Raw genomic sequence first — 21,896 nt, 5'->3', positions numbered from 1 at the left:
CCATTGAAGAAACTGGGTAAGAGTCGCCACGCTGGCGAATCGATACACATCAAGCGCTTTACGCGCGGCACGTCGAACGAGCTTTCGTTTAGCGTTCTGGATGCGCGCGGCGATGCCGTTGCCGCACAGGAAGAGGTAGCACGTAGGAAGAAGAAGCGCGTGGCGCTTCGAGGCGTTCAGTGGTTCATGGCATTTGCCGCCATTGCCGTGGTCGCCATCTTGTTCGTGAGCTATATGCGCACGCTGGCTCAGCAAGATGAGAAGATGCGTTCGAGCGTGGGTGAGGCCATTGGCTACATTCAACAGTCCGACGAAGACATCGTAGCCATGGATCAGCTGCTGGGGCAGGAAGTCAATGATGGCACCGTTTCCCAGATGAAGGAGCTTCTCGAGAAGCTCCCCTCGTCGAATTCGCTGCTCGATCGCGCAACGAACAAGGCTACCGAGGTACTGAACGGCGACGACAATTCCGGCGGTGTGGAAATGGCCACGCGTGCGCAGGAATCCGCCCAGGCACGCAAGACGCTCGTGCAGGCGGGCAGCGAACTGCTTGATGCTGCCGTTTCCGCCGAGGAAGCCATCGACGATATGAACGAGGCCTGGGAAGCCCTGAAGCTGGGTCACGAGAAGTCGGTTGCTGCAGCCGAACTGGTGAAAGACACCACGGAAGAGAACGTGACCGCTTCGATGGCGCTGAGCAAAGAAGCCATCGACTATTACCAGCAGGCGCTGCTGTCCATTTCCGCCGCATCTAAGCTCGTGCCTTCGGCCAACCTGCAGGCTTATCTGAATTACGCGAACACCGCTCTTTCCGCAGAACAGGAAGCCGTGGAAAGTGATGAGGCTATCTTGCTTCAGGATAAATCGACGGCCGAGAATCACAACGATTCGGCGAATACGTACACCAATGCCGCATCGCGCATTGCGGAGACGTTCCCCAGCAGTCCCTCGCAGCCCATTATCGATGCGTATAACCAGGACACTCAGCAATTGTGGAGCGATTACGAACAGGCGCGTTCCACTGCCGCGCAAGCCGATGCGTACTTGCGCGATTATTTGAGGAATGCCTGATACATAGCGTATACTTACTATAAATATGCCCATTTGGGCATTGTGTTTACATGATCGGAAGGCGCATACATGTCTCAGATGTTGGACGATATAGCGTATCTATCTCAGGAAATAGGCCCCCGACCTGCGGGAACTGAAGAAGAGCACCAAGCTGCGGAATATATTGCCGAGCGCTTCGAAAAGGGCGCTGGGCTTCGTGCTTCCATCGAGGAGTTCTCCTGCTGCTCGCAGCCTGGGCTGTTGAACGCTATCCTCTTCGGCCTTGCTGCCGTTGTGAGCATCCTGGGCATCTTCATTAACGCGGTACGCGTTCCCGCCCTCATCGTGTCGCTTCTATGCCTGGCGCTCTTCGCGTTGGAAGTGTTCAACATTCCGGTTCTTTCCCGCGTGATGAACCGAGGCGTAAGCCAAAACGTCATTGCACGCTACAAGCCCGAAACGCAGAATGCGCGCGGCCGTCGTCGTAAGGTCATTCTGGTTGCCAACTACGATAGCGACAAGATGCGCGCCGAGCTTTCCAGTGGCCTCATGGGCGTGTTCCCGCTGGCCCAGAAGGCATCGTGGGTGGGCCTTGCGGCTCTGCCCGTGCTGTGGGTCATTCGCATTCTTGCTCCCGCAGCTGGCGTTTTCTTCGGCATCCTTATTGCCATTGCCTCCATTTGCGCAGCTATCCAGCTTGCGCTGTTCGTTATTCACCGCACGGCTGCCTATAACGAAGCGGCCAACAACAACGCCGCTGGCGTAGCCACCCTTATCGAGATTGCGCGCATCGCCAACTTCGGTCGTCAGGTCGACCAGGGCGAAGAGAGCGCAGCGGGCGTTCAGATCGAAGGCGAGGAAGCCGCTCGCGAAGCGGGCGTCATCCCCGAGGGTGCCAGCGTTTCGTACGAGCTGGGCGATAACGCCATCGCCGACCAGGCGACGGGTGCCATGCGCCCCGTTCAGGTTGCCACCAACGATATTGCCGACGAGCTTGCGCAGGTGGGCTACGTCGCAGAAGACCAGCTCACCGATGATGACGTTGCCCTCATGCGCGAGGAAACCAAAGCCATCTTCACGGGCGAAGCGCCCCTGCCTGCTGCCCCGGCGCCTGTTCAGGACGAAGAAGATGCTTCGGCTGAAGATGCCGAGGGTCAGGAAGAGGCCGAGCAGCCCAAGGAAGACAACATTCCCGATTGGTTCAAGTCTGCCCAGGCGAAGGCGAAGAGTTCCGACCGCAAGGGTAAGCCGATTCGTCGCTCCCGCTATGCCGACGCGCTTGATGCCGCCGTGAAGGAGAGCAGCGTTCACTTCGAAGAGGCCAATAAGGTCATCCATCAGGAAGCTGAATCGCGCGACGCTCTTCGTGCGGCTTCTAGCATCGTGGAAGTTGCTGCGCCTGCTCAGGGCGAGGAAAACGATGCCGAGGCTACGCTTGAGCGCGCCGCTCGTGCCCGCGCTGACTTGCGTGCCCGCGCCGAAGCGCGCCTTGCCGCTCGCCAGCGTGCTCACGAACAGGACGAGCAGAATGATATCGCTTTGCAGGAGGCCCTTCGCGAAGAAGAGACTGCCGCTGTCGTGGAGCAGATCGATGGTGCTGGCCAGGCGGAAGCTGCTCAGCCCGTTGCGCGTCGCGACGAAGCGGATGCCGGTTCCACTACTGCTATGGAGCCCATCGACGTATCGAGCCTGCGCGCCCAGGTTTCCCAGAACGATGATTCCGATCCGCGCGTAGCGCGTCTGCAGGCGCGTCCGTCTCGTGATATCCAGCATGCCGAACGCGTTTCGAACGATCGTGTCGTGTACGACGAAACGCAGAACGAGGAGCTCGTCGATTTCTCTCAGATTCCCGAGCCGAAGAGTGTCGAGCAGGCTCCGGTTCGCCGTCGCCCCAGCGTGCATCAGGAAACTGTTACGCCGCGTGTCACGCTGCCGGAGGTTCTGCCCACCGACGCCCCCGCGCTGCCCTCGCTGGACGAGCTGAAGCAGCATGCGCCTTTGGCCGATGCAACCGAGGCTCCCGTTCGCACGAGCGGCAATCCCGAGCTTTCCGCTCGTATCCCGCGTATCGATGTGGGTGGCGATGACAATATGGCCGACAACAAGCGTGCGGCCCTTCGCAACACGCTTCCTTCTCTGAGCGGCACCATTTCCGCCGTGAAGCAGCCCGAACCCGAAGAGGAACGCCATTCTACGGTGAGCGTTGCGGGTTCCTTTGCCGCATCGGGCGCTACGAGCGCATTCAACCCGGTAGGCGACGAACTCGTTGCCGATGTCGACCCGAACGAGCTCTACATCGACGACGTCGACGATTCCGCGTACGATTCCGACGCTACCGCCACGGGCGCTTGGGCTGGTCCCGGTTACATGGAGATGCCTTCCAAGAAGGGCTTCTTCGGCAGGCTCTTCGGCAAGAAGAAGCGTTACGAGGTTGCTCCGAGTGCATCCGAATGGATTGGCGTTGACGAGAACTTCAACCCCACCGAGGTGGGTGCTGCTCGCGGTGGCTGGGAAAGCTTCCAGGAGGGGAGCGACTACGAGCGCGCTCAGCAGGCTTCCCAGGGTAGCTATGACGACTACGCCTACGACGACTACTACGACGAGGACGAGTACGACGACAATCCCGGCACCACGCAGCGCTGGAATGGCGGCGCTTTCTCTCGTGCTCGTGCAGCAGCCGAGCAGCTTGGATCGCGCGGCGCGGCCGAGGAAGAGGACATGGTCGAGGAGCGTCCGCGTTTCCGCGCTCAGCCCCTTTCCGCCGAGTTTTCCGAGGTTGCCGGCCTGGCTGCGGCCATGTCGGGTGATTCCGGGCGCATTCCCACGCAGTCGGAGGAAATGCAGGAGATCTACGAGTTCCAGGACGACGGCCTGAACGTTGAAGTGTGGTTTGTGGCACTTGGTTCCGAATACAGTGGCAATGGCGGCATGAAGGCCTTTGTTCAGGCGCACGAGAAGGACCTGCGTGGTTCCGTTATCGTGAACGTCGAGGCCCTGGGTGCCGGCAAGCTTTCTATGGTCCTTTCCGAGGGCGAGGTTCGTACGAAGAAGGCCTCTTCCCGCATGAAGCATTGCGCTCGTTCCGCCAACCAGGCTACCGGTATGAAGATTGCCGAAACGTCCATCGATTGGCGCGAAAGCGCGGCATCCGTTGCTATGGCCAATGGCCTGCAGGGTGTGACCATCGCGGGCATGGACGACAAGAAGCCCGCGTTCATGGGTCAGGGCGACGACGTATGGGAAACCATCAGCGAAGAGAAGCTCCAGCAAAACGCCGAATACGTGCTGAACTTTATAAAGAACATCTGAAAAAAGGCCTGAAATAGCGCTGTATAGCTGCTATTTCAGGGGATGTTCCGAATAAAGGTTATAATGGCACGCGTTGTTTTAGCACCCCTGGGGTGCGAAGGTATGAGAAGGCGTTAAGCCTGTAGACACAGAATTGAGGTTACTCATGGCAATCGAAGCATATTGCATGAAGTGCAAGGCGAAGAAGATCATGAAGGATCCGGTTGAGAGCACCACGAAGAATGGCAAGCCGATCACCAAGGGCAAGTGCCCCGATTGCGGTACTACGATCTGCCGCATTGGCTCCACCAAGTAAATTCGCATTCTGCGATCTCGAGCGGCCTTCGGGCCGCTTTTGTTATGCCCTCGTTCGGCAGCGTGTTGGGAAAAACGTGGTTGCATGCGGGATACATGGAATGCCCCGCGCGTTGCGCGCCAACTGTGCTAGAATTCCTTCACATGCGGGTGTCGCCAAGTGGTAAGGCACAAGCTTCCCAAGCTTGCATTCGCGGGTTCGAATCCCGTCACCCGCTCCATATTGAACGTAAGCGTCTGCCTTCGGGTGGACGCTTTTTTTGTTCTCGGCGCCTGGTCGGGTCCCCCTCCGGGGCACCGCTCCGCTGCTCGCGTGGGCAAGGCCCCGCACGGGCCTTGCCCTACGCTCGTGCGCTGCGCTGCTTCATGTTTTTACTTTGCGCTGCCCGGGGTTGTCCGTGGATTTGCGCGAGGCTTCGCCTCACGCTTTCCACGGACAACCCCGGCTACAGCGCTATTAATGGCTTTCAGAGTGCCCTGGAGGGGGACCCGACCAGGCGCTAGCAAATGGGGTCGCGGCGAAGGCAGACGCTTGCGTTCGCTTGCCGTGGGTGACGGGGTTCGAGCCTGCGGCAAGCTGGGTAAGTAGGCTGTGCGTAAGTCGTTTAAGGGTTCGTTCGTTTGCGGCGCTTTGCGCTGCAAACTTCGCAACTTATTTCATCGCCACCTGTTGAGGCGATATCCGATTGGTAAAACGGTTTATATTCCAAAGCGCAAGGGATGCGGGAGCGTGGCGGCGCTCGAGGGTGATGCTGTGGCAGGGCGTTTGGGTGCTGTGTGTGAGTGTTTCACGGGAAACGGTGGCGCAGGTTGGCTTGATGGGGGCAAGTGAGGAAGTGTGCACCTGGGGGCGGTCGCCTTTCGGGGCACTCTGAAAGCAAAAAACGAAGCTGCTTGGCTTAGCCAAGCAGCCATTTAAATGCATGAAGCAGCGCAGCGCATGAGCGTAGGCCTAGGCCCGTGCGGGGCCTAGGCCACGCGAACAGCGGAGCGGTGCTCGAAAGGCGGGCGGCTCCAGGTGCACGGGGCATGGAATTGAAATCCTTCAGGTCAGGCAGTGCTACGATGTTTCCCGTGAAACATTCGGCTGCGGGGCAGATGGGAGCGCCATGGCGCGGGAAGCATTTATCTTTGATTGCGACGGCACGATTCTGGATACGTTGCCCGATTTGGTGCTCCTCACGAACGCTACGCTCAAGGAGTTCGGCCTTCCGCAGCATACGTCGAAGGATGTCCTCAGCTTCGTAGGCCATGGCGCCCGCGCGCTTATCGACCAGGCGGTACCGAGCAACACGCCCGAGGAAAAGCGCGTGGCGGTCTTCAATCGTTGGAAGGAACTGTACCCAACGTTTGGCTTCGAGGAGACCATCCCCTTCAAGGGCATGCCCTCCACGATTGAAACGCTCAAGCGCACGGGCATCAAGGTCGCTGTGCTCAGTAACAAGTTTGACGCCGCAACCAAGGAAGTCACGGAGCGCTACTACCCAGGCGTCTTCGACGCCATCCATGGCGAATGCCCCGACTATCCGCGTAAGCCCGACCCTACGGGTCTCCTGAAGACCATCGCCGAGCTGGGCACCGTCCCCGAGAAGACGGTGTACGTGGGCGATTCGCCTGTCGATATCGAGGTTTCGAAGGCAGCAGGCGTGTTTGCTGCGGGCGTGTCGTGGGGCTATAACCCCGAACCCGTGCTCGTCTCTGCAGGCGCTGATGCCATCGTTCATGCTCCCGAAAACCTGCTGGGATTGCTTTCCCGATAGCGCTTGCGCACTGTCTTTTGCGTTTATCCTCATAGGCACCCATGGAGCCCCCGAGAGGGCGCTATCAATGCTAGAATGGGTGGACGGTGGTTCGAGCGATAGGGGCGTTCTTCATGGCAAAAATCTACACGTACGCATTGCCTTTGGGTGCGGACATCGTAGATGCGTTTTGCCAGCTCCAAAAGGGTTTTACCGATCAATTCGTTTACTACGAGAAAAGCGGGCCCGCCCGTTTGTTCGGCTTGGGTCGCTGTATTGCGCTCTGCTCCGCTTCCGACGTGGAATACGTGGTGGAGGGCTCCGAAGAAATCCCGCCGTATATGTTCACATATCAGCGTTTCGACGCGGAAAACCCCGCGCCGGCCGACGAGATGTTTTCGTCGTTCCCATGCCTGCGCTTTCTGGTTCCTGAAATCGTTCTCGTTCAGAACGAAGAGGGTTCGTATTTGCAGGTGAATAGTTTGGGTCCCGTGTACGAGGGTCGCGTGCAGCGATTCCTCCGCCAGGCGCAATCTGCGCCCGCGCGCACGCGTCGCACCATTCCGTATACCCTGGGAAGCGATTCGCGCAGCGCTTGGCATCGCGAAATGGAGCAAACGCTGACTGCCATCGATTCGGGCCGCATTTCGAAAGCGGTGCTTTCGCGTCGTCTGCCCCTGCATGCCAGCGAACCGTTTTCCAGCAAGGATTTGCTGGTGAACCTTATCGACGGCAGTGCGCGTGGAACGGTGTTCATGTATCGCTACGGCGATGTGTTCTTCTGCGGCTGTACGCCCGAGCTCCTCGTTCGCAAGCAGGGAACCAACATCCAGAGCGAATGCCTGGCGGGCACCATTGGAGTGGGCAATACGCCCGAAGAGCGCGAAGCCCTGGCAAACGAGCTTCTTTCCGACGACAAGAATCGCCGCGAACATGCCTTCGTAGTCGATTTCATTCGTGGGGTCGTCGAGCGCAACTGCCACGATGTGGAAATTCCTGCTGCTCCCATCATCAAGCCGCTGCAGCACGTGCAGCATTTGCACACGCCCGTTTCGGCGCAGATGATGGAGGGGCGCAGCGTTCAGAATCTGGCGGGGCAGCTTTCGCCCACGCCCGCTCTTTCTGGTACGCCGGTGGGCGAGGCCATGATGCTCCTGCGTCAGGTCGAACCGTATAACCGTGGCTTCTTCGGCGGTTCGGTGGGCTATGTCGACGGCGATGGAAACGGCGCATTTTCTGTAGCCATCCGCTGCGGCGTGTTCGATGGAGAAAACGGCTATGTCTACGCAGGCTGCGGAATCGTGGCTGGTAGCGATGCCGATTCGGAATACGATGAGATAGATATGAAGTTGAAGACCATTCTTTCGGCTTTCAATGGGGAAGATAGGGACTAATGGAAGACGCAACGCAACCAATTCCAGCAAGGAAGATCTCGATTGATCAGGGCATCATCGAGGCTGCTGCAAAGGCCATCGCGCGCGAGCGTGGGCGTAGCTACACTCCGCCGGTTTCCGATGGGGCTGGCTACACCATGCCTCCTTCTACCAAGCCTCAGCAGCAGGTTCCCATGTCTCGTCGCGAGCGCGAGGTCGAAGAGGCGCGCCGCGCGGCCATGGCTGCCATGCGTCGCGCCGAGGCTACCGCTGCTGCCGTAACGGCGGCGTCGGCTGTTGCCGCGCATGCCCAGTCGAAGAGCGCGGCTCGTACTGCCGTTGCTCAGCCTGCTGCCAGCCAGGCAGCCGTCGTGGAACAGAAGCCGGCTCCGGTGGAACAGCCCATTGAATCCATTATGGTTTCCGAGCCCGCAGTTGCCGAACCTGCCCAGCAGGAAAAGGCCGAGGGCGCGCATGCCGCCGTTGTGGTCGAACGCGAAGAGTCCGCTCCCGTCGTGGAGCGCGAGCCGCGCGTCATTCCCACCGACCCTGCGGAAATCACCTCGGAATACCTGGATGCGTTCTTTTCTGAACTCGAGCGCTGCGGCGTAACCGATTACGTCATCAGCCCGGGCTCCCGTTCCACCGGTCTTGCCATGAAGGCATTCGAGCGCTTCGGAAGCGTGTATGTCGATGTCGACGAACGCGGCGCTGCATTCTTCGCGCTTGGTCTGGCCAAAGCGAAGCGCCAGCCTGTCGCCGTAATCTGCACGAGCGGCACGGCCGTGGGCAATTGGATGCCCGCCGTGCTGGAGGCCGAAGCAAGTCGCGTGCCTCTGCTGCTGCTTTCGGGCGATCGCCCCTCGCGCCTGCAGGGCCTGGGAGCCCCGCAAACGTGCGATCAGCTGAAGATGTTCGGCGACCACGTAAAGAAATTCGTGCAGATGCCCCAGCCTGCGGCAACCGATGAGGCCCTTGCCTTCGCGCGCCAAACGGCTCTGGAGGCATGTGTTGCTGCGCATGGCTCCGTACCTGGTGCGGCTAGCTGCGATGGCGGCCCCGTGCATATCAACTTCCCGTTCGATGAGCCGTTGAAGCCTGCCCGCAGCAAGGGCTCCGAAAAGGTCAACCCGCTTCCGCCTACCGTAGTCCCTGGTCAGGGGCTACGCCCGGGCGATGCTCGCGGCATCTTCAAGGTGTTCCACGGCAAGCGCACCATCGCTCTCTGCGGCGAAGGCACGTGCAATAACTCCGAAGACGTGCAGGTGATGCTCGAGTTCGCGCACAAGTGCCACATTCCGCTGCTGGCTGACCCCTTGTCGGGTCTGCGTTGCGTGGACGACCCGTACGTCATCGACAACTACGATACCGTTTTCGGCGGGGAAGCGCCGCGCGTCGACGTGGTCATTCGTTTTGGCCGCTGGCCGGTTTCCAAGCGTTGCTTCATGGCGCTGCAGGAAATGAACCCCACGCAGATCGCCGTCGATATGCGCGATACGCGCGATTATTCTGCAAGCACGTCGCTGTTCGTGCATGCCCTGCCCGTGGTGTTCGCCGCTGGCATGATTGGCGTGCGCGCCAAGAGCACGGCGAGCGTGAAGTGCGTGGAGGAGTGGATGGCTGCCAATGACGAAGCGCGCGAGCGCATCACGTCAGTGCCCAGCCGCGTGGGAGCCGACGATTTCGAAGGCGCCTACGTTGCCAAGATGATGTCGCTCATTCCCGAAGGGTCGCTGCTGTTCAGCGCGAATAGCATGAGCATTCGCGCCATTGACACGTTCTACTGCAAGTCCGACAAGAACATCCGCGTGCTGTGCAACCGTGGCCTGAATGGCATCGATGGCACGCTGTCTTCTGCCATTGGCGCGGCGCAGGCGTACGAGCAGACCACCGTCCTTACGGGCGACCTGGCGTTCCTGCACGATGCGAATGCTCTGTCGCTGCAGAACGAAATGCACATTCGCGAGATTCGTCACGACGGCCCCGTGCCCTCGATCATCGTGGTGCTCTTGAACAACAACGGTGGCGCCATCTTCGATATGCTTCCGCAGAAGTCGACCGAAGATTACTTTGGCCGTTTGTTCCTCACGCCGCAGAATGTCGATTGCAAGCATCTGGCGCAGGCGTTCGGCGCGGGCTATCGCCGCGTGAGCTCGGTGCACGACTTCCGTCGCATCTACGAGAGCTTCCTGGGCGAGCCGGGCATCAACATCATTGACGTGTCGGTGCCGCTGGCTGGCGTGGAATTCCGCTACGGCCGTTACTGGTAGGTTCGATCCGCCATGCCGTTGCCCATCATTCTCCTGCATGGGTTCATGCAGGATGCGCGTACGTGGAACAGCGTTGTCGACGCCGTTCCCGGTGGGAATGCCCATGCCATCAACTACGTGCTTGGATCGCAGGGGTATTCGCTGCCCCAGTTGGCGGAGTCAGTGCATCGCTCCGTGATGCAGATTTGCCAGGAAAACGCGTGCGACAAGGTGGTGCTCGTGGGGTATTCCATGGGCGGCCGCGTTGCGGTGGAATATGCCCGCGCGTTTCCGCAGACCTTGGCTGCGCTCGTGTTGGAAAGCGCTGGCCTGGGTTGCGTGGACGAAGCTGAGCGCGCGTGGTTTGCCGAGCGTAACAACGCGTGGGCGCAGCGCATGGAACAGGCCGAATCCATTCAGGAAGTTGTAGACTGGTGGGAAAAGCTGCCGCTGTTTGCTACGCAGCTGGAACAGCCCGAAGAGGTGCAGCGCACTCAGCGTGCCATGCGCCTTGCGTGCGATGCGCGCGCGTTGGCTGGCCAGCTTCGCGACGGTGGCGTGCAGACCATGGCGCTGCAGGCAGATACGGTGCGCATGCTCGCGTCGTTGCCCGTGCCCGTTCGCTTTCTGGCGGGCGAGCGTGACGAACGCTATTCGCGCATTGCCGATGCGTGCCAGACGGCTGGCATTGCCGTGACCCGCTTCGATTGCGGGCACAACGTTCATATGGAACGACCAAGTGAATTCGCCTGCGTGCTCAATGAAGCACGGGGCATGGAATAGGAAGGCAGGATATGAGCGACTTCGAGTGGAAGCGCGGTAAGGAATACCGCGAAATCGTCTACGAGACGTTCGATGGCATCGCGAAGATCACCATCAATCGACCCGAGCGCCGCAATGCGTTCACGCCGCTTACCGTTAACGAGATGTACGACGCGTTTTCCGAAGCGCGTGACGATGCGGAAATCGGCGTCATCATCCTTACGGGCGCCAATCACGGTGGCCGTCACGAGGACGAGGCGTTCTGCAGTGGCGGTGACCAGAAGATTCGTGGCAATGGCGGCTACGTGGGCGAAGACAACATCCCGCGTCTGAACGTGCTCGACCTTCAGCGCCTGATGCGTATTGTACCGAAGCCCATCATCGCTATGGTCAACGGCTACGCCATTGGCGGCGGTCACATTCTGCATCTGCTGTGCGATCTGTCGCTTGCGGCCGATACCGCGAAGTTCGGCCAGACCGGCCCGAAGGTTGGTAGCTTCGATGCTGGTTATGGCGCTTCGTACCTGGCTGCCATCGTGGGCCAGAAGAAGGCGCGCGAAATCTGGTACCTCTGCCGTCAGTACACGGCAGCCGAGGCGCTGGAAATGGGCATGGTCAACAAGGTCGTGCCGTTCGACGAGCTGGAAGCGGAAACCGTTGCCTGGGCGCGCGAGATTCTGCAGTGGAGTCCCACGGCCCTGCGCTTCATGAAGGCAAGCTTCAACGCCGCAACTGACGGCTATGCCGGCCTTGCTCAGCTTGCGGGCGATGCCACGCTGCTTTACTACACCACCGACGAGGCCAAGGAAGGCCGCGACGCGTTCAAAGAAAAGCGCAAGCCCGATTTCACGCAGTTCCCCAAGTTTCCCTAGGATCTGCCGGGTGTTTCACGTGAAATCGAATGTAGCCTAACCATGACCGCAACCATACTGCAGCATATCGAGGACCGTATTGCCAAGTCGCCGCAAGCGCCGTGCTTCATCGACGCTTCGGCTGAATACGCCCAGGTGAATTACGTGGAAGTGCGTAGGAGCGCCGCGCGCCTGGGCATGGCGCTCGAGGCGGCCGACATTCGTCGCGGCAGCGTGGTTGCCAGCGACATGGGTAATTGCCCCGCGTTTCTCTACTTGTTGCTGGCTGCGGCCTATGCCGGGTTTACCGTCGTCACGCTGAACGCCCGTCTAACGACGCAAGAAAAAGCCGAGCGGTTGCGCAGCGCAGAGCAGTCGCTGCGCGTAAGCGGCATGCGCGTGCTTCGCGAAGCCGATGTGCTTGGCCTTATTCAGGATTCGCACGCGGATCCATCTCAACTGGCGCATTGGGCGCAGCGCGGAAGCGGGGCGTTCGATGGCCACGCGCGTGCGGTGGTCATGTTCACGTCGGGCACGTCGGGCAGGCCGAAGGCCGCCGAGCTTTCATGGGCGAACCTGCAGGGCGCTGCCGCCTCGTCGAATATGCGCCTGAACGTGCCGGGCGAAGGCGCGTGGCAGCTTACGCTGCCCATGTATCACGTGGGTGGATTGGAAATCTTCATCCGCTCGCTGCTCAACGACACTCCGTTCATCATGTATCGGCGTTTCGATGCTACGCAGACGCTCTGCGATGCGGCTGTGTACGGGTGTACCCACGTTTCCGTTGTCGACAAGATGCTGCAGGACATGCTCGCTTCGCCGCGCGCGGAAGAGGTGCTGCCGCTGTACGAATGCATTTTGCTGGGCGGCGCCGCACCCAATAGCGTTACGCTCGAGCAGGCTGCCGCCCATGGCGCGCGCGTGTACACCAGTTATGGCATGACGGAAACGTGCAGTCATGTGGCCTCACGCTTGTACCAGCAGGGCGATGGCCTTGCGCTCGACATCATGGCGCCGTATCAGGTGGTCATTCTTTCCGCCGACGAAAATGGCTATGGTCAGCTGGGCGTTCGTGGTCCTGGCGTATTCAAGGGCTACCTGAATGCGCACGCTGCGTTTACCTCCGACGGCTTCTTCATTACGGGCGATCGAGCGCGCTTGGTGGATGGTCGCGTGGAAGTGGCCGAGCGTACGGGTGACATGTTCGTGTCCGGCGGCGAGAACGTCTATCCCGAAGAGATTCGCAAGAAGATGCTGCAGGTGCCGGGCGTAACCGACGCCTTCGTGTTCGGCGTGGAAGATGCCGACTGGGGCCGTCGCCCCGTTGCTTTCGCCGAAGCCCGCGAAATGGCCTACGAGCCTGGGTTCAACGCCCAGGACATGGCTGACTCCGTGCGCATTAGCCTGCAGTCGCGCTTGGCGCGCATTTACATGCCGAAGCACATCATCGTGTTGCCGGAATTCCCGCGCACGGGCATTGGCAAGGTCAATCGCATGGCGTTGCGCATGCGTTACAACGAGCGCTTGGAAGCCGTGAAGATCGATATCTGGCGCGTGAAGCAGCCCCTGGTGGGCGGTGGCCAGCGAACGGCGCGCACGAAGCTGCGCGAGCGCGAATCGCTTATCGTACGCATCACCGACTGGGCGGGTCGCACGGGCCTGGGTGAAGACGTGGCGTTTTCCACCGACTGGTATCTGCCCGAGACCATCGACGATGACCTGCCCGTTTTGGAAAAGGCCATCATTCCCGTGGTGCTGAAGTACACGTTTTTGCATCCCGTCGAAGTGAGCCGCGTGCTTTCCCGCGTGCCCGCCGCGCAGAAGCATCCGCTTGCTGCGGCGGCCGTGGAATCGGCCTTCTGGGATTTGTACGGCAAGGTCATGGGGCTTTCCGTGCGCCAGCTTATCGGTGCGTGCGATACCGTGACCGAAGAGGGCGCCGCGCTTGGCGTGCCCGAAGGCTGCGCCCCTGGTGGCGCCGTTGTGGGCATTATGGGCGAGCGCGAAACGATCGACGCCGTGCGCGATGCGCTTGCCGCGGGGTATCGTCGCGTGAAGATCAAGGTGAAGCCCGGGCATATTCGCCCGATTATCGCCGTGCGCGAGGAATTCCCCGATCTTACGCTGCTGGCCGATGCGAACCAGAGCTTTACCGAAGATGACATGAAGGAACTCAAGCGCCTCGATGCGTTGAACCTTGCCTGCATCGAGGAGCCGCTCGACCCGAAGCATGTGCCTCATGTGGGGCCAAAGGGCCTGTTCGAACGCTTGGCCCGCTTGCAGCGAACCTTGCGCACGCCCATTGCGCTCGACGAGAGCTGGACGAACGTCAGCCAGCTCGACAGCATTCTGAAGGAGCATCGCGACTTACGTTGCGTGGTAATGAAGATTGGCAAGTTCGGCGGAGTGCAACCTGCGCTGGACTTCTACAAGCGCGCCCGCAGCATGGGCGTCACCGTATGGATGGGAGGGATGTACGACACGGGCATCAGCAAGCGCCTGCATGCGGCATTTGCCATGCTTCCTGGGATGAACATTCCCGGCGACATTTCCGACACGTCGCGCTATTTCGAGCATGACATTACCGAACCGCCCTTCGTATTGGAAAAGGGGTCGCTCGTGGTGAACCCCGTGGGTGGGGAAGCGGGCCTTGGATGCGATTTGAACATGGAGGAATTGCACAGGGTTGAGCTGTGGAGACGCACCTATCCAAACGCTTAACCGCAGGCAAAATATACAAAATAGTAACGTTAGGTGTGGTAATCTATTCACCGTTGTGTATATCGCTGGGTAAAAGATGCGCGGCTTTTGCTTAGCCCGGTAAAGGAGTTTGCATGGCTGGTAAACCAGCTGTCGTCGACCAGACTGTCGACAATCCCCAGGGCATGGGGTTCTTCCATCTTATCACTTCCGTAATTACCCTCATTGTTGGCTCGGGCGTTTTCAGCCTGTGCAGCGATATGGCGGCGAACGGCGCCGACGGTCAGGCCATCGTGCTTGCCTGGTGCATCTCTGGCGTGGGCGTGCTGTGCCTCGTGCTTACGTTCTTCTGCCTTTCCCGCGTGAAGCCCAAGTTGAAGGGCGGCATCTACAGCTACGCCAGCGAGGGCTTCGGCCACTTCATTGGCTTCTGCAGCGCCTGGGGCTACTGGATTTCCGCCATTCTGTGCATCGTGAGCTTCAGCGCCCTGTTGTTTAGCGCGCTCGCGTACTTCTTCCCCGTCTTCGAATCGGGCAACAACCTGCCTTCCATCATCGGCGCATCGTGCATTGTCTGGTTCTATACCTGGCTGGTTTCCCGTGGCGTTACGGAAGCTGCGGCCATCAACGCCGTGGTTACCATCGCCAAGATGGTGCCCATCTTTACGGCCATCATCGCCATCGTGTTCCTGGGTCACTTCCATCCCGACACGTTCATGGCGAACTTCAACGTGATGACCACCGATGCCGAAACCGGCGCCATCCTGAACAGCGGCGACAAGATTCTCTCCGCACTCACCACCACGGTGTGGGTGTTCATTGGCATCGAATCTGCCGTGGCCATTTCCGGCCGCGCGCGCCGCGATTCCGACGTAGGCAAGGCCACCATCGTTGCCTTCATCTGCGTCCTGTGCATCTACCTCATGGTTTCGCTGCTTTCGCTGGGCGTTATGCCGCTCGACGAACTGGCTGCCCTCGAGAACCCGCCGCTGGCTAACCTTATGGAATACGCCGTGGGCGAGTGGGGCGCCATCCTTATCAACTTCGGCGTGGTTCTTTCGCTTGTTGGCGCCATGCTGGGCTACATCGTGCTTACCGCCGAAAGCCCCTACGAGGCTGCTCAGCAGAAGGCTGGCTTCCCTTCGTTCTTTGCGAAGACGAACGAGAAGGGCTCGCCCGTTGGCACGCTGGTGCTGAACGCCTGCATCATCGAGATCTTCCTGCTCATCATGATGTTCTCCGATAACACGTATCAGTTCTTCTACGTGCTTTCTGCTGGCATGATCCTGTTGCCGTACCTGTTCAGCGCAGCGTATATGGTGAAGGTCGCCTTTAAGGAACCCGAAGCCTTCCAGGGCAAGGTAAGCGCATCGCCCGTGTTCTACGGCATCATCGGTCTGCTTGGCGTTGCGTACGCTCTGCTGCTCTGCTGGGCAACGGGCGCCGTGGGCCTTACCATCATGAGCTTTCTGTTTGCCCCTGGCATTGTGGTTTACGTTCTGTCGAAGAAGAGCCGCGGCGATGGCTATCTGCGTGGCACTGCCGACAAGATTGCTGTAGGCGTTATTCTGGTTGCTCTGGTCGTGAGCATCTACTTCCTGGTTACCGGTCAGATCGTCTGGTAGTTCATACTGAGCGGCTGGGTACCGAGGGAGGACCCGGTCGCTCTGTTTCAGTCGGCCTGGGGCCGACGAATTCGCATATCCGTGTTAGTGAAAGGAATTGGATATGGCATTCTCCAATATCATCGTGCGCCGTCCATGCCCCGCAGTGTGCGATGGCATTACGAGCGCTCCCGAGCTGGGCAAGCCCGACTACGAGAACGCGCTGCGCCAGCATGACGCATACATTCAGGCGCTCGTGAGCCTGGGTCTGGAAGTGGACGTTCTTCCCGACGCCCCCGAATTCCCCGATAGCTGCTTCGTCGAGGACACCGCCGTGCTCACGCGCGAGTGCGCCATTATCGACAACCCCGGTGCCGGCACGCGCAACGCGGAAGCCGAACTCATGGAGCCCATCATTCGCCGTTACTATCCCGAAGACCGCATCGAGCATATTGTTGCCCCCGGCACGCTGGAAGGCGGCGACGTCATGATGGTGGGCGACCACTTCTACGTGGGTCGTTCCGCTCGTACAAACGAAGAGGGCATTCGCCAGTTCATCGCCATTCTGGAAAAGTACGGCCTGTCCGGTAGCGAAGTGCCGCTGGAGGAAGTGCTGCACCTGAAGACGGGCGTGAACTACCTGGAAGACAACAACATGTTGGTGAGCGGTGAGTTCATCGACAAGCCCGAGTTCGCCAAGTACAACAAGATCGTTGTTCCCGAAGAAGAGGCCTATGGCGCCAACTGCATCTGGATCAACGGCACGGTCATCGTTCCCGAGGGCTACCCCACGGTGCTCAAGGCCGTTCAGGACCTGGGCTACGAGACCATCGTGCTCGACACGAGCGAGTTCCGCAAGATTGATGGCGGCCTGAGCTGCCTGAGCCTGCGCTTCACCGCTCTGAAGTAATTGCTGCGGGGTTGCCCGCAACCAAAGCCAAACTCGGACGGCCTGTGGGGAAACCTGCAGGCCGTTGGCGTATTTGGGCGGATTCGTTCTTATGCGTGCAAGAGTTCGACGGTTCATTGTAGTTGGGTAATGCAAGGCGCGCTTGCTTGGATGCGTTTCGCTTGTTGTGGCATTCGCCGATGGGCTGCATGGCGTATGGGTGAACTGCGCGGGCGTGCAGCTGCGATTGCGGTATGCTCGAGCGAACGAAGGAAAGGAAGAACATGAAGCTGCTGATTGCTTCCGATATTCATGGTTCGGCAACGTGGTGCCGCAGGTTGATGGATGCTGTTTCCCGTGAAACACCCGACCGAATTGTGCTGCTGGGTGATGTTCTCTATCACGGCCCGCGCAACGACCTGCCTGAAGGATATGCCCCCAAGGAGGTTGCCGCCATGCTCAATGGCGTGGCGGAATCCATCGTGGCTGTTCGCGGAAATTGCGACGCGGAAGTGGATCAGATGGTGCTTGCTTTTCCTTGCATGGCCGATTACGCAACGCTGGTCGATGGCGATACGACGCTGTTCTGCACGCATGGCCACGTGTGGTCGCCCGAGCGCATGCCGTTGCTTCCCAGTGGTGCGGCGTTCCTTTCGGGGCACACGCACGTGAAGGTGAACGAGGATGCAAGCATGCGCGTATGCGATGGCGTATTGGTGCCTGCGCGTGGGGAAGACGTTGGCGTGGCGGGAGGCGATGTGCGTACCATTCACCTGGTCAACCCCGGTAGCGTGAGCATTCCGAAAGACGGAAGTCACAGTTTTGCGTTGTACGAAAACGGAGAATTCGAACTGGTGCAGTGGTAGGTAGGTGAACGGCCGTTGCGGTGTCGGGGCCTTTCGCGGGCTTGTTCGCCGCGTCGTCTGCTGACGATGAGTGCTTCCGTTGAAGGTGTGCTTTGTGTGTGCGGCCGATTAAAAGTTGCAATACAGCTGTGTTCGTCGTATTCTAATTGGGCTGCTTAAAGCAGCGCCAGACATTGCGGGGTGGAGCAGTCTGGTAGCTCGCCGGGCTCATAACCCGGAGGTCGTTGGTTCAAATCCAGCCCCCGCGACCAAATTCTTGCAGGCCCTTCGGGGTCTGTTTTTTTGTTTTCGCGGGGGGGCTGCCCTTGCGGGCCGTTCCTGGGGTTCCCGCAAGCGGGAACCCATTCTCGCTAAAGGCGAGCCACTGGCTCGTCTTTCGGGCGCTCGAATCCCCGCGACCAAATTCACAAGGCGCCTTCGGGCGCCTTTTTCATTTTCGCGGGGGCTGCATGTCCGAAAAATCGCCTCATTCCCCCTGCCGGCTTCTCCTCTTTTATGGGATGAGCTCGTTGAGAGTCTCTAGAATCTTGGGTATGTCGTACGGCTTCGCAAGATGGCCGTTCATTCCGACCGACAAAGCCATGTTGGCATCTTCTTCGAATGCGTTCGCGGTGACTGCGACAATGGGGATGCTCGCCTTTTCGGAGTCTTCGAGCGACCGTATGCGCTCCGTCGCTTCGTAACCGTCCATGCGCGGCATCTGGATGTCCATGAGGGCGATGTCGTAATACCCTGCGGGTGCTGCCTCGATCATCTCGATCGCCTCGATGCCGTCTGCGGCAATCTCGACCTCGAAGCCGGATTCCCGCAAGATCATGTCGGCAATCATCTGGTTCTGCTTGTTGTCTTCCACGAGCAGAACGCGTTTGCCGGAGTAGTCTCGAAGGACCGCGCTTTGGTCGGAGTCATCCACGGGGAGTGTGAAGGGTTCTGCGAGCACGTTTCTGAGTTCTGACATGAACAAGGGTTTCGAGCAGAAGGCCGTAACGCCCGCGTCCCTCGCCTCTTGTTCGATGTCAGCCCAATCGTATGCGGTGAGGATGATAATCGGAGTGCTATCACCGATGAGTTTCCGGATCTGGCGTACGGTCTCGATGCCGTTTTGGCACGGCATGAGCCAGTCGATTATGTAGACGCTGAATTCATCGGCCTGGTCGAGCGCCTCTTTGGCGCGGATGACGGCCTCTTTGCCGTAGTTCGTCCAATCGGGGCGCATGCCTATCTCCCGCAGCATCGAGCATGCGGAAAGACAGGCGTTCGTGTCATCGTCGACAACCAGGGCGCGCAGCCCATCGAGCTCGGGGACTCTTTCCAGCTTCGCCGGCTTGCCGCTGATCTTGCAGGGGATATCGATGATGAACTCGCTGCCCTTGCCCTCCTCGGATATAACCGAGACGGTGCCACCCATCATGTCGACGATGTTCTTTGTGATGGCCATCCCGAGGCCAGTGCCCTGGATACCGCTGGCGGTGCTGCTTCGTTCGCGCGTGAATGCCTCGAAGATCGTTTTCTGGAACTCCTCGCTCATTCCAATGCCGCTGTCTTTGATCCTGAATTCGAAGTTTGCGATGCCCTTCGAAGAAGAGGGCTTCTCGATGATGCGGAAATTGATGGTCCCACCGTTCGGTGTGAACTTGATGGCGTTGGATAGGATGTTGAGCAGCACCTGGTTGAGGCGCAGCTTGTCGATGACGATGTCCTCGTGCACGACATCTTGCGTGTCGACGAACAGCTCGAGCTGCTTGGAGGCGATATTGGACTGGATGATCGTTCTCAGATCATGGATGACATCGGGCAGGTGTACGTCGGTTTCGTCGAGGGTTATATTGCCGCTCTCGATGCGGCTCATGTCGAGCACATCGTTGATGAGGGACAGGAGGTGCTGGCTCGAAACGGCAATTTTGCCGAGATAGTCCTTCACCTGCTCCTTGTTGTCGATGTGCGAGGCCGCAAGTGCGGTGAAACCGACGATGGCATTCATCGGCGTGCGGATGTCGTGGGACATGTTGTTCAGGAAGGTGGTCTTTGCTTTGTTAGCGTGCTCGGCAGTGATGAGGGCGTCCGAAAGAGCCTGCTCGCTGGCGGCGAGTTCGCGGTTTTTCGCTTCGAGTTCCTGGCGGGCGGATTCCTTCTCGAGAATCTGCCTGCTCCTTCGTCTTGCCTCGCGCACGAGGAAGAGGATCACGAGCGCGATAATCGCTGCTAGGATCGTGCCGAAAACTGCTGTGTGATCAAGGATCATGTCGATGAAGCTGTAGGAGCGCAAGCCTTCCGTATATCGGTACGACAGGTTTTGGGCATAATCGGCCCCGACGACGTTGATGCCCCGGTCCAAGATCCTCAAAAGCCCCGTGTTGCCGATTTCAACGCCGAAGCAGCGGTCGTCGTTGCGCGTCGTCTGGCGCAACGACAGCCCTTTGTAAGCGCTGTTCTTCAAGATGTCGTTCGCGCGTAGGCCGTTGAGCGTTGTGCAATTAGCCTTGCCGTCGAGTACAGCGTGGAGGCATTCGTCGATTGAGGGGTAGAACTTGATTTCCGCATCGGGGAAATACGTTTTGACGTAGTAGTACTGCATCCGGTTGTTCTCGTTGATTGCGAACGAGGACGTGGTGTTTTCGGCGAATTCGCCTTTGTAGACGAGCTCTGTCGGCGCCGAGACGACGGGGTTAGACTGGTAGATGCCGCCCTCCTCGGCATAATACAGCCCGCCTCCGACCGGGAACGCGACGTCGATGGTGCCTGTGCCTATATCGGCAATCATCTCGTCATAGCTTGCGTATCCGATGTATGTGATCTCGAGACCGGTTATTCCCAAGCTGTCGAAGATTTTCGGGACGACATCTTTTACGAGGCCCGTGACCTGTCCGCTCTTGTCCGTGTCGCTGTAAGGGAGATAGTTCTCCAGATAGCCGATTCTCAGGCTGTCATGCGTGTCGATCCACTTTCGCTCCTCTGCCGAGAACGTTCGCGAGGAAATGCTGTTCGAATAGTATTTTGCGCGCAGCGAGCTCACATAATTCGGTTCCTCGATAGCCAGCAGCGTTTGTGCAGCATTCAGTTCTGCAAGCAAGTCGGGTCGATGAATGGTTGTGCACAGGTAGTAATCGGATGTACCGAACGTGAAGAGCACTTCGGCATGGTTTCGTCCGTAGGCCCCGTCTCCTTCAGCGGCCATGACGTCCAAATCGCCGGAATCGAACGCTGCAAAGAGATTTTCGTAGTCTTCGAATTTGATCACTTCAGCCGTTATCTGCTGGTTGTCGAGATAGCGGTTGAGCGCATCGGAGACGGCGCTGTCGAGTACCCCGATCTTTTTACTGTTCAACGAGTTGGGGTCGATGGTGGTGTCTTCATCGGTATCGTGCTTCACCAAGTTGTACGTCTCGTTGCCCATCGGGGCGTCAGGGTAGCCTATGAGCGTGGTACGGTCTTCCTTGAAGGCCAAACCCGCCAGCAAGTCAATTTTGCCATCCAGGAGCATCTGGTACAGATCGCTGAAGCTGCCGTATTCGTACTCGTATTCCCAGCCGGTGTATTCGCTGAGCTTGCGGTAGTATTCGTAGGCGTATCCGGTCTTCACGGCGTCAGCTTGGGCGCCTTCTTGAAAGACCTCGTTTTCGTAGTAGCCGACGCGTACTGTTTTCGAATCGCCCTGATCGGCCCAAGCCGCATCGGGCGATGTTATGGCAAGGGCAACTGCGCCCGCGAGAGCAAGTATGGTCGCCAATATGAAGAACGTACATGTCGCTTTTCGTTCGGCGGTCATGGCAAGGTCCCCTCTCCTCATCGACGGCTCGAGCGGGATGAGGCTCGTGTGTTATTGGTTACAGCGCCAGGAACTCGTTCCATTTGAGCATGATCGCATCGACCAGAGCAGGGTAGTTGGCATCTTGCTTTACACGCAGCAGCTCGGTGATCTCGGACACGGGCTCGTAAAGGGGGGTAATGGATAGGTTGCCGAGAACGCCCTTCAACGCATGGGCGGCTTCAAACGCGGCGTCGAGATCGCCGGCAGCGATGGCGGTCTGCAGTGATTCGAAACCCTTTTCTCCCTTCAAGGATTCGACCAGGCGCAGGTAGAAAGTCTCGTTATTCATGCATCGCGAGAGGCCTTCGTCAACGTTCGCGCCGAAGGCGATCAGGTCGTCAAGCGTCATAGTGAGCTCCCATCTCCAGATTGTTCAATTGCATCATTGAGCCGGTATCGCAT

Annotated in this window: 14 protein-coding genes and 2 tRNA genes; 14 read left to right on the top strand and 2 right to left on the bottom strand. The window is 59.1% G+C overall.

The features are described 5' to 3' along the window. Positions 1 to 3: 3 nt before the first annotated feature. The 14 genes from AAY81_RS09890 to AAY81_RS09830 all read left to right on the top strand — a co-directional run bounded on the left by AAY81_RS09890 (position 4) and on the right by AAY81_RS09830 (position 17,937). Positions 4 to 1,071: a hypothetical protein gene (locus AAY81_RS09890; protein WP_066664624.1), complete on the top strand. Its 1,068-nt coding sequence runs from the start codon at positions 4 to 6 to the stop codon at positions 1,069 to 1,071. Between the two features lie 69 nt (positions 1,072 to 1,140). Further along, positions 1,141 to 4,359, top strand: a complete 3,219-nt coding sequence (locus tag AAY81_RS09885; RefSeq protein WP_066664622.1) for a hypothetical protein — start codon at positions 1,141 to 1,143, stop codon at positions 4,357 to 4,359. Between the two features lie 145 nt (positions 4,360 to 4,504). After that, a complete protein-coding gene (locus tag AAY81_RS10570; RefSeq protein ID WP_169815824.1) occupies positions 4,505 to 4,654 on the top strand; it encodes a DUF5679 domain-containing protein in 150 nt (49 codons plus the stop codon). Positions 4,655 to 4,799: 145 nt separating this feature from the next. Next, positions 4,800 to 4,874, top strand: a tRNA-Gly gene (locus tag AAY81_RS09880). Positions 4,875 to 5,762: 888 nt separating this feature from the next. Further along, a complete protein-coding gene (locus tag AAY81_RS09875; RefSeq protein ID WP_066664621.1) occupies positions 5,763 to 6,413 on the top strand; it encodes an HAD family hydrolase in 651 nt (216 codons plus the stop codon). Positions 6,414 to 6,526: 113 nt separating this feature from the next. Next, complete coding sequence (locus tag AAY81_RS09870) at positions 6,527 to 7,786, top strand: isochorismate synthase (protein WP_066664620.1); 1,260 nt, start codon at positions 6,527 to 6,529, stop codon at positions 7,784 to 7,786. Beyond that, complete coding sequence (gene menD, locus AAY81_RS09865; RefSeq protein ID WP_240480591.1) at positions 7,786 to 10,035, top strand: 2-succinyl-5-enolpyruvyl-6-hydroxy-3-cyclohexene-1-carboxylic-acid synthase; 2,250 nt, start codon at positions 7,786 to 7,788, stop codon at positions 10,033 to 10,035. The genes AAY81_RS09870 and menD overlap by 1 nt, the downstream gene beginning before the upstream one ends. Positions 10,036 to 10,047: 12 nt before the next feature. Further along, positions 10,048 to 10,797, top strand: coding sequence for an alpha/beta fold hydrolase (locus tag AAY81_RS09860; protein ID WP_066664619.1), 750 nt, complete (start codon positions 10,048 to 10,050; stop codon positions 10,795 to 10,797). An 11-nt stretch (positions 10,798 to 10,808) separates the two neighbouring features. Then, positions 10,809 to 11,648 (top strand): 1,4-dihydroxy-2-naphthoyl-CoA synthase, encoded by an 840-nt coding sequence (menB, locus tag AAY81_RS09855; protein ID WP_066664611.1) that lies wholly within the window; start codon positions 10,809 to 10,811, stop codon positions 11,646 to 11,648. A gap of 42 nt (positions 11,649 to 11,690) precedes the next feature. Next, on the top strand, positions 11,691 to 14,348 hold the full coding sequence (gene menC, locus AAY81_RS09850) for an o-succinylbenzoate synthase (RefSeq protein ID WP_066664609.1): 2,658 nt from the start codon (positions 11,691 to 11,693) through the stop codon (positions 14,346 to 14,348). 113 nt (positions 14,349 to 14,461) lie between these two features. After that, positions 14,462 to 15,952, top strand: coding sequence for a basic amino acid/polyamine antiporter (locus AAY81_RS09845; RefSeq protein WP_066664606.1), 1,491 nt, complete (start codon positions 14,462 to 14,464; stop codon positions 15,950 to 15,952). Between the two features lie 103 nt (positions 15,953 to 16,055). Beyond that, positions 16,056 to 16,841, top strand: a complete 786-nt coding sequence (locus AAY81_RS09840; RefSeq protein WP_066664595.1) for a dimethylarginine dimethylaminohydrolase family protein — start codon at positions 16,056 to 16,058, stop codon at positions 16,839 to 16,841. A gap of 263 nt (positions 16,842 to 17,104) precedes the next feature. After that, entirely contained in the window at positions 17,105 to 17,686 is a 582-nt protein-coding gene (gene yfcE, locus AAY81_RS09835; RefSeq protein WP_066664593.1) for a phosphodiesterase, read from the top strand. A gap of 174 nt (positions 17,687 to 17,860) precedes the next feature. Further along, positions 17,861 to 17,937, top strand: a tRNA-Met gene (locus tag AAY81_RS09830). A gap of 242 nt (positions 17,938 to 18,179) precedes the next feature. Here the strand turns inward: AAY81_RS09830 and AAY81_RS09825 are convergent. Both AAY81_RS09825 and AAY81_RS09820 read right to left on the bottom strand, forming a co-directional pair. After that, complete coding sequence (locus tag AAY81_RS09825; RefSeq protein ID WP_169815823.1) at positions 18,180 to 21,413, bottom strand: response regulator; 3,234 nt, start codon at positions 21,411 to 21,413, stop codon at positions 18,180 to 18,182. A 97-nt stretch (positions 21,414 to 21,510) separates the two neighbouring features. Then, positions 21,511 to 21,843, bottom strand: coding sequence for an Hpt domain-containing protein (locus AAY81_RS09820; RefSeq protein WP_066664589.1), 333 nt, complete (start codon positions 21,841 to 21,843; stop codon positions 21,511 to 21,513). Positions 21,844 to 21,896 lie beyond the last annotated feature (53 nt).

Source organism: Denitrobacterium detoxificans (genome assembly GCF_001643775.1).
Lineage (GTDB): Bacteria > Actinomycetota > Coriobacteriia > Coriobacteriales > Eggerthellaceae > Denitrobacterium > Denitrobacterium detoxificans.
This window is presented reverse-complemented; position numbering and strand designations above follow the sequence as displayed.